This window comes from Devosia limi DSM 17137 (assembly GCF_900128975.1).
In the GTDB taxonomy this organism is placed as follows: domain Bacteria; phylum Pseudomonadota; class Alphaproteobacteria; order Rhizobiales; family Devosiaceae; genus Devosia; species Devosia limi.
This window is the reverse complement of record NZ_FQVC01000005.1, coordinates 92,098-104,551: the sequence shown is the minus strand read 5'-3', so window position 1 is coordinate 104,551 and position 12,454 is coordinate 92,098. Positions and strand designations below refer to the sequence as shown.

Annotated in this window: 13 protein-coding genes; 4 read left to right on the top strand and 9 right to left on the bottom strand. The window is 64.9% G+C overall.

Annotated features, from left to right (window positions below; all coding sequences use genetic code 11):
- Positions 1-143: 143 nt before the first annotated feature.
- The 5 genes from rplS to ffh all read right to left on the bottom strand — a co-directional run bounded on the left by rplS (position 144) and on the right by ffh (position 4,235).
- Positions 144-689, bottom strand: a complete 546-nt coding sequence (gene rplS, locus BUA69_RS09630) for a 50S ribosomal protein L19 (protein WP_046137261.1) — start codon at positions 687-689, stop codon at positions 144-146.
- Positions 690-873: 184 nt separating this feature from the next.
- A complete protein-coding gene (gene trmD / locus BUA69_RS09625; protein WP_046137262.1) occupies positions 874-1,566 on the bottom strand; it encodes a tRNA (guanosine(37)-N1)-methyltransferase TrmD in 693 nt (230 codons plus the stop codon).
- The gene (gene rimM / locus BUA69_RS09620) at positions 1,563-2,099 is read right to left on the bottom strand and encodes a ribosome maturation factor RimM (protein WP_046137263.1); all 537 of its coding nucleotides are present in this window, start codon (positions 2,097-2,099) and stop codon (positions 1,563-1,565) included. The genes trmD and rimM overlap by 4 nt, the downstream gene beginning before the upstream one ends.
- A gap of 122 nt (positions 2,100-2,221) precedes the next feature.
- Positions 2,222-2,623 (bottom strand): 30S ribosomal protein S16, encoded by a 402-nt coding sequence (gene rpsP / locus BUA69_RS09615; RefSeq protein WP_046137264.1) that lies wholly within the window; start codon positions 2,621-2,623, stop codon positions 2,222-2,224.
- Between the two features lie 31 nt (positions 2,624-2,654).
- Positions 2,655-4,235 carry a signal recognition particle protein gene (gene ffh / locus BUA69_RS09610; RefSeq protein ID WP_046137265.1) on the bottom strand — a complete coding sequence of 527 codons (1,581 nt, stop codon included), beginning with the start codon at positions 4,233-4,235 and terminating at the stop codon, positions 2,655-2,657.
- 373 nt (positions 4,236-4,608) lie between these two features.
- On the opposite strand from ffh, the gene dapF reads away from it, so the two are divergent.
- The 4 genes from dapF to BUA69_RS09590 all read left to right on the top strand — a co-directional run bounded on the left by dapF (position 4,609) and on the right by BUA69_RS09590 (position 9,582).
- Positions 4,609-5,463, top strand: coding sequence for a diaminopimelate epimerase (gene dapF, locus BUA69_RS09605; protein ID WP_046137266.1), 855 nt, complete (start codon positions 4,609-4,611; stop codon positions 5,461-5,463).
- Complete coding sequence (gene mtaB, locus BUA69_RS09600) at positions 5,463-6,728, top strand: tRNA (N(6)-L-threonylcarbamoyladenosine(37)-C(2))-methylthiotransferase MtaB (protein ID WP_046137267.1); 1,266 nt, start codon at positions 5,463-5,465, stop codon at positions 6,726-6,728. The genes dapF and mtaB overlap by 1 nt, the downstream gene beginning before the upstream one ends.
- A 103-nt stretch (positions 6,729-6,831) precedes the next feature.
- Positions 6,832-8,118: a signal recognition particle-docking protein FtsY gene (gene ftsY, locus BUA69_RS09595; RefSeq protein WP_072866528.1), complete on the top strand. Its 1,287-nt coding sequence runs from the start codon at positions 6,832-6,834 to the stop codon at positions 8,116-8,118.
- Positions 8,119-8,952: 834 nt separating this feature from the next.
- The gene (locus BUA69_RS09590) at positions 8,953-9,582 is read left to right on the top strand and encodes a septation protein A (protein ID WP_046134482.1); all 630 of its coding nucleotides are present in this window, start codon (positions 8,953-8,955) and stop codon (positions 9,580-9,582) included.
- A 15-nt stretch (positions 9,583-9,597) separates the two neighbouring features.
- Here the strand turns inward: BUA69_RS09590 and BUA69_RS09585 are convergent, their stop codons facing one another.
- From BUA69_RS09585 to tsaD, 4 genes are read right to left on the bottom strand one after another with little or no spacing between them, the layout of a single operon-like run.
- Positions 9,598-10,032: an EVE domain-containing protein gene (locus BUA69_RS09585; RefSeq protein ID WP_046134483.1), complete on the bottom strand. Its 435-nt coding sequence runs from the start codon at positions 10,030-10,032 to the stop codon at positions 9,598-9,600.
- Positions 10,032-10,328, bottom strand: a complete 297-nt coding sequence (locus tag BUA69_RS09580; RefSeq protein ID WP_046134484.1) for a YciI family protein — start codon at positions 10,326-10,328, stop codon at positions 10,032-10,034. The genes BUA69_RS09585 and BUA69_RS09580 overlap by 1 nt, the downstream gene beginning before the upstream one ends.
- Before the next feature lie 2 nt (positions 10,329-10,330).
- Positions 10,331-11,323 (bottom strand): NAD(P)H-dependent glycerol-3-phosphate dehydrogenase, encoded by a 993-nt coding sequence (locus tag BUA69_RS09575; RefSeq protein WP_046134485.1) that lies wholly within the window; start codon positions 11,321-11,323, stop codon positions 10,331-10,333.
- Complete coding sequence (gene tsaD, locus BUA69_RS09570) at positions 11,320-12,384, bottom strand: tRNA (adenosine(37)-N6)-threonylcarbamoyltransferase complex transferase subunit TsaD (protein WP_046134486.1); 1,065 nt, start codon at positions 12,382-12,384, stop codon at positions 11,320-11,322. The genes BUA69_RS09575 and tsaD overlap by 4 nt, the downstream gene beginning before the upstream one ends.
- Positions 12,385-12,454: the final 70 nt, after the last annotated feature.

Here is a 12,454-nt window from a genome sequence, read left to right as displayed (position 1 = left end):
CAACGCGCGCCGGGCTGACAGAGGCCCGCGGATCAAGTCTGCGGGCAGCGCGGTGGGTGTCGCGACATCGCAACAGACCTCCGCCAACCAACAAAAAACCCGGCCTTGCGACCGGGTTTTTCAAATTCAGCGATGCGCTCGGCTTATTCGGCCTTGGGCTCTTCGGTCGCTGCAGCTGCGGCGGCGGCAGCAGCGGCTGCTGCGGCTTCAGCGTCCTTGGCGGCCTGTTCGGCGGCGAAGGCTTCTGCAGCGGCAATCTTTTCCTGCTCGCGGGCGTTCTTGGCTTCCAGAGCTGCAACGCGCTCGGAGGCTTCGATCTTCTTGGTGCGCGAATTGGTCGATTCGAAAATACGGGCCGATTTACCGCGACGATCGCGCAGGTAGTACAGCTTGGCGCGACGCACCTTACCGCGCTTGAGCACTTCAACGCTGGCAACGTTGGGCGAGTAAAGCGGGAACACGCGCTCGACGCCTTCGCCATACGAGATCTTGCGCACGGTGAAGGAAGCGGTGATGCCGCCGCCATTGAGGGCGATCACAACGCCTTCATAGGCCTGCAGGCGCTCTTTTTCGCCTTCGCGAATCTTGACCCAAACCTTGACGGTATCGCCATGGGTGAAGTCGGGGAGGGCGCGCTTGGCGGCGAGCTCGGCAACATGCTCAGCATTGAGCTGCTGGATGATATTCATGGATCCGTCCTGATCTTTTCAATGGAACGATTATTCGCGTTTTGAGGCGCGATCGCCCGGTCTTGGTTATAACGGAGTTTTGCAGTCTTCTTGTTAGTGCGGCTCGGGTCCGATAAGCCCAAACGCGCGATAGTGGCGGCTCCATAGGCGAAAACGGGCCGTGAGTCCAGCGTTCCCAAGCGTTTTATGACGATTTGGGCTCCAGCAGGTCCGGCCGGCGGGTCCGGGTCAGCGCCAGGCTCTGCTCGCGCCGCCATCTGGCAATCTTGCCATGGTCGCCCGAGGTCAGCACGGCGGGGATGTCCAGGCCCTCAAAGCTTTGCGGGCGGGTATATTGGGGATATTCCAGCAACCCGTTTTCAAAGCTTTCATCGGCATGGCTGTCGGCGCCGCCGAGCACGCCGGGGATCAGCCGCACCACGGCTTCCAGCAGCACCATGGCGGCAACTTCGCCGCCGGCCAGCACATAGTCGCCAATCGAGATTTCCTCGAGCTGGCGGGCATCGATAACGCGCTGGTCGACGCCTTCGAAACGGCCGCAGACGATCACCGCCCCGGGCCCCAGCGCCAGCTCGCGGGCGCGGGCCTGGGTGAGGGGCTTGCCGCGCGGGCTCATCAGGATGCGTGGGCGCGGATCGCTTGCGGGGGTGATGGTGTCGATGGCTGCAGCCAGGATATCGGGCTTGAGCACCATGCCGGCGCCACCACCCGAAGGGGTGTCGTCGACGGTACGATGCCGGTCAGTGGCGAAATCGCGCAGATGGGTGGCGTTGAGCGACCACAGGCCATCGGCCAGGCCGCGGCCCAGCACCGACGCGCCGAGCGGGCCGGGGAACAGCTCGGGAAACAGGGTGATGATATCAGCGTGAAAGCTCAATCGGGCTCTTCCTCGCCGAGTTCGGCATCGGTGGGGACCTCGATGACCAGATAGCCATCGGCAATCCGGATCTCGGGGACCACGGCCTTGGTGAAGGGGTAGAGATAGGTATCGCCCGAGCGGGGGTCGCGGATTTCGATCAGGTCGCCGGCGCCGAAATTGGGCAGGGCAATGACCTCGCCGATCACGGTGCCGTCCTGCAGGCGTGCCGCCAGACCCAGCAGATCGGCATGGTAGAAATCGTCCTCGTCATCGGGCTCGGGCAGCTTGCTGCGCTCGACGAACAGCGAGACGCCGTTGAGCGCTTCGGCGGCATTGCGGTCATCGACGCCCTTGAGGCGCGCCACGACCACATTCTTTTGCAGCCGCAGCTTGGCAATGGTGACGACCAGGCCGGCCCGGTCGGTTTCCAGTGGCCCATAGGTGCCGATGGCCTCGGGGTCCTGGGTGAACGGGGTAATCCGCACTTCGCCCTTGATGCCATGGGCGGCGCCGATAGTGCCCACCAGCAGGCGGTTCTTGGAATTGGTCATTATGGGCTCCAAAGCACGGCTGTTCGATAGGCGGCGCAGTGGATGCTGTGCCATCGAACCAGTCAATATGCAAAGGGCCCCGACACTTGCGCGTCGGGGCCCCAGGGCAAAGCCGGTATGGCTTACTCGGAAGCGGCTTCCTCGGCGGGAGCTTCTTCCTTGGGGGCATTCTTGGCGGCTTCGGCAGCGGCGGCTGCAGCAGCACGGCTCTCGGCGCGCTCGGTCGCCTTGGCGCCCGGCTTGGCCTTTTCCGGGTTGTTGCGGACTTCGCGCTTCAACAGACCCGCGGTGTCGAGGAAACGCTCGACGCGGTCGGTCGGCTGGGCGCCAACTTCGAGCCAGTGCTTGGCGCGCTCGACGTCGAGCACGACGCGGTTGTCAGCGTCCTTGGCCAGCAGCGGGTTGAAGGTGCCGAGCTTTTCGATGAAGCGGCCGTCGCGGGGCGAACGGGCGTCGGCAACGACGATGTGGTAGAATGGGCGCTTCTTGGTGCCACCACGGGCGAGACGGAGCTTGAGAGCCATTTTATCGGTCCTTTAGAGAGAGTTTTTCGGGTTACTTCTTCTTGCCCAGGCCGGGCAGGCCTGGGAAACGGGGGGCGCTGCCGAGGCCGGGCAGGCCGGGGGCAGACTTGAGGAGCGAGCCGACATCGGTCGGCAGCTTTTCGGTCAGCTGGGGCTGGGCCTGGCCCATGCCCTGCTGGAGTTGCTTGGGGTCGATGCCGGCCTGGCGGGCCATGGCCTCGAGCTGCTTGGGATCCATCTTGGAGAGATCGGGCATGCCGCCCATCATCCCACCCATCTTGCCGCCAAACATGCCGGCGAGAGAGCCCATGCCGCCCTTGGCGACCTTTTTCATCATGTCCGCCATCTGGCGGTGCTGCTTGATCAGCTTGTTGATCTCGCTGACCTCGACGCCGGCGCCGGCGGCAATGCGCTTGCGGCGGCTGGCATTGAGCAGGTCGGGATCGGCGCGTTCCTTCTTGGTCATCGAGCCGATAATGGCGATCTGACGGTCGAAGACCTTCTCGTCGATATTGGCGCCGGCCATGGCTTTCTTCATCTGGCCAACGCCGGGCATCATCGACATCAGGCCGCCCATGCCGCCCATTTTCTTCATCTGCTGCAGCTGGCCGCGCAGATCGTCGAGGTCGAAGGAGCCCTTTTTGAGCTTCTTGGCCATCTTCTGGGCGTCTTCGGCCGAAACGTGCTCGGCTGCTTTTTCGACCAGCGAGACGATGTCGCCCATGCCCAGGATACGGTCGGCAATGCGCGAGGGATGGAAATCCTCCAGCGCATCCATCTTTTCGCCGACACCGATCAGCTTGATCGGCTTGCCGGTCGCGGCGCGCATCGACAGGGCGGCGCCGCCACGGCCATCGCCGTCGACGCGGGTCATGACGATGCCGGTAATATCGACGCGGGCGTCGAAGGAGCGCGCCAGGTTGACGGCGTCCTGACCGGTCAGCGCATCGACCACCAGCAGCACTTCGTGCGGGCTGGATACCGACTTGATCTCGGCCGTTTCGGCCATGAGTTCTTCGTCGATATGGGTGCGGCCGGCAGTATCGAGAATCAGGACGTCGAAGCCGCCGAGGCGGGCTTCGCGGGCCGCGCGCCGGGCAATGGTGACCGGGTCTTCGCCGGCCACGATGGGCAGGGTGTCGACGCCGACCTGCTCGCCCAGCACCTTGAGCTGCTCCATCGCCGCCGGGCGGCGGGTATCGAGCGAGGCCAGCAGAACCTTTTTCTTCTGCTTGTCCTTGAGGCGCTTGGCGATCTTGGCGGTGGTGGTGGTCTTGCCCGAGCCCTGCAGACCCACCATCAGGATGGTCACGGGCGCTGCGGCATTGAGATCGATGGGGGTGGCGGCTTCGCCCAGCACGCCGACCAGTTCGTCATGGACGATCTTGACGACCTGCTGGCCCGGGGTCACCGAGCGGGTAACCTCGACGCCGATGGCGCGATCGCGCACCTGTTCGACAAAGGCCCGCACCACTTCAAGCGAAACGTCGGCCTCGATCAGCGCGCGGCGGATTTCGCGCAGCGCTGCATCGACATCGGCCTCGTTGAGCGCACCGCGCCCACGCAGACCATCAAAGATTTTGCCAAGCCGGTCGGAAAGGCTCTCGAACATATTTTTGGTCCTTGTCTCTTCGGGTGATCCGACGAGATATGGTAATCATCAGCCAAACGCAAAACCCACCCGCGGGCGCAACGCGCTGGCGGATGTTGGCCTCCGGGATCGTTTGACCTTGCGGGTCCCGGTCGGCGGTTCAGGGCGGAAGCCTGATGAATGGGCTGCGTTTATTGGAAACGCTGGCTGGAGTCAACAAAACAGCGGTTCGAGGCCGGATCGGCACGGCGTCGCGCCATAGCCCTTCGGCCGGCGCGGCGCTGGCATTCCGGGCCTGCACTGGCAATTTGATGATGTATCGGCCATATACTGGCCCACAACAGACCTATCAGCAGAGCAAGAGGCCACAGTGAGCAGCGTACCGTTTCTCAAGATGAACGGGCTGGGCAACGAGATCATCGTGGCCGACATGCGCGGCCGTGCCGATCGCGTGCTGCCGGCGGCTGCCATCGCCCTCAATGGCGACATCGCCACCGGGTTCGACCAGATCATGGCCATCCATGATCCGCGCACGCCCGGCACTGCTGCCTATGTCGAAATCATCAATTCGGATGGCTCGCGCGCCCAGGCCTGCGGCAATGGCATGCGCTGCGTCGTGCACGCCCTGGCCGCCGAGAGTGGCACCACGAGCTATGTGTTTGAAACCATTGCCGGCATCCTGACCGGCGAAGCGCGGGCCGATGGGCTGATTTCGGTCGATATGGGCAAGCCACGCACCTATTGGCAGGACATTCCCCTGTCCGAGGAATTTTACGACACCCGCAAGATCGAGCTGCAGATCGGGCCGATCGATGCGCCGGTGCTGCATTCGCCCTCGGCCGTATCGATGGGCAATCCGCACGCCACCTTCTGGGTGGATCAGGATGTGTGGTCTTATGCGCTGGACCGGTTCGGGCCATTGCTGGAAAACCATCCGATCTTTCCCGAGCGCGCCAATATCTCGATTGCCCAGGTCGTGGCGCCCGATCACATCATCCTGCGCACCTGGGAGCGGGGCGCCGGGCTGACCAGGGCTTGCGGCACCGCGGCCTGCGCGGCGCTGGTCAATGGCGTGCGCACCAAGCGCACCGAGCGCCAGGCAACCATCACCATGCCGGGTGGCGATCTGATCGTGGCATGGCGCGAGGACGATCATGTGCTGCTGACCGGCCCGGCCGAGCTGGAATTTGCCGGGCGCTTCGATCCGGCCACTGGCGCGTGGTCGCGCAGCGAGCAGGATGTGGCTTGATGGCGGTCGAAACCCTGACATTCGGGTGCCGTCTCAACGCCTATGAAGCCGAAGTGATGAAGGCCGAGGCCGAGAAGGCCGGGCTGGATAATGCCATCATCATCAATACCTGCGCCGTGACGGCGGAAGCCGTGCGCCAGGCCAAGCAGGCCGTCCGCAAGGCCCGGCGCGACCATCCCGAGGCCAGGATCATCGTCACCGGCTGCGCCGCTCAGACCGAGGCGCGCAGCTTTGGCGACATGGCCGAAGTCGACCTGGTCATCGGCAACAATGACAAGATGAAGGCCGAAAGCTATACGCCGATGGTCTTCGGCACGCCGCTCAACGACAAGGTGCAGGTCAACGACATCATGAGCGTGCGGGAAACCGCCGGCCATCTGATCGAGGGCATGGATGGGCGCGCCCGCGCCTTCGTGCAGGTGCAGAACGGCTGCGATCACCGCTGCACCTTCTGCATCATCCCGTTCGGGCGCGGCCCGTCGCGCTCGGTGCCGATGGGGCTGGTGGTCGAACAGATCAAGAAGCTCGTCGACAACGGCTATGGCGAAGTGGTGCTCACCGGGGTGGATATCACCTCCTATGGCGGCGACCTGCCGGGCACGCCCAGTCTTGGCAAACTGACCCAGTCGATCCTCCGCCATGTGCCCGCGCTGCCGCGGCTGCGGATTTCCTCGATCGACAGCATCGAGGCCGACGAGGCGCTCTATGACGCCGTCGCTTCCGACCGCCGGCTGATGCCGCATCTGCATCTGTCGCTGCAATCGGGCGATGACATGATTTTGAAGCGCATGAAGCGCCGGCACAGCCGCGATGATGCGCTGGAGATCGTCGCCAAGCTGCGGGCACTGCGCCCCGAAATGGTGTTCGGCGCCGATATCATTGCCGGCTTCCCCACCGAAGACGACGTCATGTTCGAAAATACCAGGCGCATCGTCGCCGAGGCCGGGCTGACCTATCTGCATGTGTTCCCCTATTCGCCGCGCGAGGGCACGCCGGCGGCGCGCATGCCGCAGGTCGACAAGCGCATTGCCCGCCAGCGCGCCGCCATCCTGCGCGCCGAGGGTGATCAGCAATTTGCCGCGCTCTGCGCCAGCCGCGTCGGCATGGTCGAAAACGTCCTGATTGAGCGCGAGGGCCTCGGCCGGACCGAGCAATTCGTGCCGGTCAAGGTGGCTGGGGCGCAGCCGGGCGAATTGCTGGCCGTGCGCATTACCGGGGTCGTTGCCGATGGCCTGGTGGGCGAGGCGCTGCGGGAAGCCGCCTGATCAGGCGCGGATGGGCTTTCCCTTTGCGATTTGAGCGCCTAACTAGACCTCATCCTGCACGCGTGCCCGCACGTGGTGGCGGCCCTGAATTGAAGGCAAGTAGATGACCGACAAGAAGCCCGGATTCTTCAAGCGCCTGTTTGGTGGGGACGTGGCCGCACCGCGCCCCGAACCCGTGCCAGCGCCGCCGCCGGTCACTCCGGCGCCGGTCGAGCCCGAACCGGTCGCCCCCACGCCAGAACCGGCGCCGCAGACAATACCCGGACCCGTGCCGCAGTCCGAACCTGAGGTCGTGCCTGAGCCTGAGCGTCTCCCCGAACCCGAAATCATCCCACCGCCCGGCCCACCCGAGACGACGCCCGATTATGTCGAGGCAGTGGAAGACGACCTGGTTGCTGAACCGGCCGCCATCGCGCCGGTCCCTGTCGCGCCAGCCCCCGCTGCCCCGGCGACAGCTGCCGAACCCCAGGGCTGGTTTGCCCGGCTGGCTGGCGGTCTCAAGCGCTCCTCCGATCAGCTCACCGGCTCGATTGCCGGGGTGTTCACCAAGAAAAAGCTCGATGCGGCAACGCTGGATGAGCTCGAAGACGTGCTGATCCAGTCCGATCTGGGCGTCGAAACCGCCACGGCGATCACCGAAACCCTGCGCCGCGACCGCTTCAATCGCGATGTCTCAGGCGAGGATGTGCGCGCCGTTCTGGCCGCCGAGGTTGAAAAGGTGCTGGCGCCGGTGGCGCGGCCCCTGGTTATCGACAGCAGCCAAAAGCCCTTCGTCATCCTGATGATCGGGGTCAATGGCTCGGGCAAGACCACCACTATCGGCAAGCTCAGCCAGAAACTGGTGGCCGAGGGCAAGTCGGTGATGCTGGCCGCCGGGGACACGTTCCGTGCCGCCGCCATCGAGCAGCTGCAGATCTGGGGCCAGCGCACCAATGCCCCGGTCATCGTCCGCCCCGCCGGCGCCGATGCCTCGGGCCTGGCCTTTGATGCGGTAACGCAGGCCCGGGCCGAGGGCAGGGATGTGCTCATCATCGATACCGCCGGGCGCCTGCAGAACCGCGACGAGCTGATGAGCGAACTCGAAAAGATCATCCGCGTGATCAAGAAGGTCGATCCATCCGCGCCGCACGCGACGCTGCTGACGCTGGACGCCACCACCGGCCAGAATGCCCTGCGCCAGGTCGAGATCTTCGGCCAGCGCGCCGGGGTCACCGGCCTCGTGATGACCAAGCTCGACGGCACCGCCCGCGGCGGCATCCTCGTCGCCATCGCCAGGAAGTTTGGCCTGCCGGTGCATTTCATCGGCGTCGGCGAGGGCGTTGCCGATCTCGAGCCCTTCCAGGCCGCCGATTTCGCCGAAGCCATTGCCGGGCAACCGGTGAAGAACTAGGGCGGCGTTACCTTCACCCCAAGCCGACCCTATCCCACCCAGAAGCCGTCATCCCGGCGCAAGCCGGGATGACGGCGAGTAGCGACACCATCACCCAGCCACCTCACCCACAGTCATCGTCCCCTCCCCCTTGAGGGGAGGGCCAGGGTGGGGGTGCTGCGGTTGTCGCGAGGCCGGAGCGTGGGGAGCGCGCAGAACCCCCACCCTTGATCCCTCCCCTCAAGGGGGAGGGAGTCGACTGCCCATCCCCTCACCGATCCGTCAGACGACCCCACCGGACAACGTCCACCCCCCCCCCGACGCCTATGACCCTCGTTAGGTTCCGTCCGCCGCCCTGTCCGCCATCGTCCCCTCCCCCTCGAGGGGGAGGGTCAGGGTGGGGGTCTGTCTCCGCAAACACTGAGCCAAAATAACTTATCCCCCTCCCCTTTCCCCTCCCGCATACTCACCCCCATTCCCGCACTTCTACTGCGCGGTCGCGACGAACGGTCGGTGCGGGGAATGCCGGTGGGGTGGGAGTCGTCCTGCCCCGGTGGGCGACACCGTCAGTATCGGCTGAAAAACCGCCGCCCCTGGTTCGGTCCCGCATAAAATACCGGCGCGATGGCGAGGCTCTGCCTCATTTCATTGCGGACTACCCGCTCGGGGCAAAAGCCTCGCCATCCCCGCACTTGAGTGTGCGTATGGCTGAACACCGAAAACCGCGTCAGGCGGCGCTTGCGCACGCCGATAGGCAGGCCCTATTTGCACCATGCTTGGGCGGTACCGTGTTGACCTTGCATCGCGCCGTAAGGCAGACCACATTGCAGTTTTCCAAGAACAGCCGGTAGACCAATGAGCGACAACAAGGCGCAAGCCGCCGAACCCGAGGTGAATTGGGACGAATTGCGTCCGCAATTGATCAAGATGGCGCTCGAGCTGGGCCCGCTGGTGGTGTTTTTCATTGCCAATGCCCGGGCCGACATCTTCACCGCGACCGCCTGGTTCATGGGCGCCATGGTGATTTCGCTGCTGCTGAGCTGGCTGATCCTGAAAAAAATCGCGGTCATGCCGCTGGTCACCGGCGTTGTCGTGCTGGTGTTTGGCGGGCTGACCCTGTGGCTGCAGGACGATACCTTCATCAAGGTCAAGCCGACCATCACCAATGGCCTGTTCGCCGCCGTGTTGCTGGGCGGGCTGCTGTTCGGGCAGTCGCTGCTCAAATATGTGTTCGGCGACGTCTACAAGCTGCGCCCGGAAGGCTGGAGCAAGCTGACGCTCAATTGGGGCATCTTCTTTGTCGTGCTGGCCATCGCCAACGAAGTGCTGTGGCGCAATTTCTCGACCGATATCTGGGTGGCCTTCAAGGTCTGGGGCGTGATGCCGCTGACCGTGCTGTTCTCGATCAGCCAGGTCGGCCTGCTGAACAAATATGCCCCGCCGGCCGAGCCCAAGCACGTGCCGCCGATCGTCGTCGACAGCTGATATATCGTGGGCGGCCTAGAGGCCGCCCATCTTGCACAGCAATTGCCATTCCTCGGGCGAAACCTTCGACACCGAGAGCCGCGAAAGCTTGACCAGTTCGAGATCGGCCAGCTCCGGCGTCGCCTTGATGGTGGCGAGGGTCACCGGCCTGGGCAGCGGCTTGACCGCTTCCACATCGACGCATTCCCACACCACCTCACCCTTGGCATTGAGTTCGGCGGTATCGTCGGGATGGGCCAGGGCAATCACCTTGATGATGCCGACGATCTCCTTGCCGATATTGGAATGGTAGAAAAAGGCCTCGTCGCCCAGTTCCATCGCCCGCATATTGTTGCGCGCCGCGTAATTGCGCACCCCATGCCATTGCTCGGGTTCGCCGCGCCTGGTCTTGGCCATCATGTCATCGAACGAGAAGACATTGGGCTCCGATTTCATCAGCCAATAGGCCATTACTGCCCCCGCTTGTCCGGATTATTGATGCCCCAGTTCCAGCGCCTGACCTCGTAGGAGGCAAACACCTTCTCCCTGGCAAAGGGGTCGGCTGCGGCCATGGCCTTGGCTTCCTCGAGGCTGGCGGCCTCGATCACCATCAGCGAGCCATAGGGCTTTTCATTCTCGTCGAGGAAGGGGCCGGCAAACACCAGCTTGTCGCCCAGGGTCTTGAGATGCTCGAGATGGGTGGGGCGGACCGCCATGCGGTGCTCGACCCCATCGGGCTGGTCCTGGGCGATAATGGCGAACAGCATGGTTAGTCCTCACGTTTGAGCGGGCGCGACATCAGCCCCGCCACGATGGTGGCAATATCGGCGGTGCCGGTCAGCACCTGGTTGACCGCGGCAATCAGCGGGGCATCGACATCCAGACTCGCCGCCAGCGCCGCAGCGACGGGCGCGGTGGCCACACCCTCGGCCAGCTTGGCGCCAGCGGCCAGAATGGCCTCGGTGCTCTCGCCCCGGCCCAGCGCAATGCCGAACTGGTAATTGCGCGACTGGGTCGAGGTGCAGGTCAGCGTCAGGTCGCCCAATCCGGCGAGGCCGGTCAGGGTCATGGCCGAACCGCCCATGGCGACGACCATGCGCGACATTTCGGCATAGGCGCGGGCCAGGAGGGCCGAGCGGGCGGAAGCGCCGAGATCGGCACCATCGACGGCGCCGCAGGCCAGCGCATAGACGTTCTTCAAGGCACCGGCGATTTCGACGCCGATCCGGTCATCGGCGGCATAGGGGCGAAAGCTCGGGCCAGCCAAAGCGGCGGCAAGCTTGGAGGTCTGGTTGGCATCGTCACCGGCCAGCGTCACTGCCGTCGGACGGCCCGCAGCGACGTCGATGGCAAAGCTGGGGCCCGAGAGCACGAAGGGAATGGCGTCGGGCGCCATGTCGACGAGGATCTCGCTCTGGCGCTGCAGCGTGCCGGTCTCGAGCCCCTTGGCCGACAGCACCACGGGACGGCCCGCCAGCATGGCCGGATCCATGGCCGCGAGGGCCGAGCGGGTCGCCTGCGCCGGAACGGCCATGATGATGATGTCGGCGGCCTGCGCTGTGGTCGTCGCGATGATCGACGCCGACAGCACCTGATCGCCCAGATAGGCTGTGTTGGTGTGGCTGTGGTTGATCTCTTCGGCCTGCGCCGCATCGCGCACCAGCAGCGAGACCGGCCGGCCGGCCATTGCAGCGGCCTGGGCCAGGGCGGTGCCCCAGGCACCGCCGCCGATCACGCTTACGGTCTCCAGCGGCTCGATCATGGCATCGGCACTTTCATATCCGGCAGGTCCAGCGGCCAGCGCGGTCTAGCCGCGAATGTCAGCCCGTCAATGGCGCCCAGCGCAAAGCGTTCCGCCCCGGCCCAGGCGACCATGGCGCCATTATCGGTGCAAAGCGCAATTGGCGGCACGGTCAGCGTCGCCCCGCGTTCATCGCAGACCTTGCCCAAGGCTGCGGCAATGGCGCGATTGGCGGCAACACCGCCGGCGACGACGAGGTTGAGCGCCTCGGCCGGCAGTTCGGCCCGGAACCGATCCAGTGCCTGGCCGGCGCGCACGGAAACCACTTCGGCCACGGCAGCCTGGAAGCTGGCGGCGATATCGGCCACGTCCTGATTGCTGAGCGGCGCCAGGGCTTCGGCCTGCAGCCGCACCGCAGTCTTGAGCCCTGAGAAGGAAAAATCCAGCCGGGCTTCGCGCAGCAGCGGCCGCGGAAACTTGAAGCGCCTGGGATCGCCGGACTTGGCAATCGCTTCGACGGCGGGGCCACCGGGATGACCAAGGCTCAGCAGCTTGGCCACCTTGTCGAAGGCCTCGCCCAGCGCATCGTCGATGGTGGTGCCCCAGCGCTCATAATCGCCAACGCCGCGCACCAGCACGAATTGGCTATGCCCACCCGAGACCAGCAGCATCAGATAGGGAAAGTCGATTTGGTGAGTCAGCCGCGCCGTCAGCGCATGGGCTTCCAGGTGATTGACCGCGATCAACGGTTTGTCCAGCGCGGCGGCCAGCGCCTTGGCGGTGGTCAGCCCGACCAGCACGCCCCCGATCAGGCCGGGGCCGGCGGTGGCGGCAATGGCGTCTACCTCGTCGAGCGCGACCCCGGCTTCGCGGCAGGCCTGGGCGATGATGTGATCGAGCCAGGTCACATGGGCGCGCGCCGCCAGCTCGGGCACAACGCCGCCAAAGGCCGCATGTTCATCGAGCTGGGAACGCACCACATTGGAACGAATCGTGGCGTTGCCGGATTGGTCGCGCACAACGATAGCGGCCGCGGTCTCGTCGCAGCTGGTTTCTATACCCAAGATGATGGCTTGGCCCATAATGGCGGCTGGCGCTTGCCCGGTCACGACGAACTGGTTACTCCCTTTGGGGAGCCTTTGCCTACTATAG

Bases quoted from the DNA above. Each gene is read 5' to 3' on its own strand.
- BUA69_RS09580 (WP_046134484.1), bottom strand. From the start codon at position 10,328: ATGCTGTTCGCCATTATCGCCCAGGACCAGCCCGATGGGGTCGAGCAC.
- BUA69_RS09585 (WP_046134483.1), bottom strand. From the start codon at position 10,032: ATGGCCTATTGGCTGATGAAATCGGAGCCCAATGTCTTCTCGTTCGAT.
- BUA69_RS09575 (WP_046134485.1), bottom strand. From the start codon at position 11,323: ATGATCGAGCCGCTGGAGACCGTAAGCGTGATCGGCGGCGGTGCCTGG.
- BUA69_RS09590 (WP_046134482.1), top strand. From the start codon at position 8,953: ATGAGCGACAACAAGGCGCAAGCCGCCGAACCCGAGGTGAATTGGGAC.
- tsaD (WP_046134486.1), bottom strand. From the start codon at position 12,384: ATGGGCCAAGCCATCATCTTGGGTATAGAAACCAGCTGCGACGAGACC.
- dapF (WP_046137266.1), top strand. From the start codon at position 4,609: ATGAACGGGCTGGGCAACGAGATCATCGTGGCCGACATGCGCGGCCGT.
- rpsP (WP_046137264.1), bottom strand. From the start codon at position 2,623: ATGGCTCTCAAGCTCCGTCTCGCCCGTGGTGGCACCAAGAAGCGCCCA.
- rplS (WP_046137261.1), bottom strand. From the start codon at position 689: ATGAATATCATCCAGCAGCTCAATGCTGAGCATGTTGCCGAGCTCGCC.
- rimM (WP_046137263.1), bottom strand. From the start codon at position 2,099: ATGACCAATTCCAAGAACCGCCTGCTGGTGGGCACTATCGGCGCCGCC.
- ffh (WP_046137265.1), bottom strand. From the start codon at position 4,235: ATGTTCGAGAGCCTTTCCGACCGGCTTGGCAAAATCTTTGATGGTCTG.
- mtaB (WP_046137267.1), top strand. From the start codon at position 5,463: ATGGCGGTCGAAACCCTGACATTCGGGTGCCGTCTCAACGCCTATGAA.
- ftsY (WP_072866528.1), top strand. From the start codon at position 6,832: ATGACCGACAAGAAGCCCGGATTCTTCAAGCGCCTGTTTGGTGGGGAC.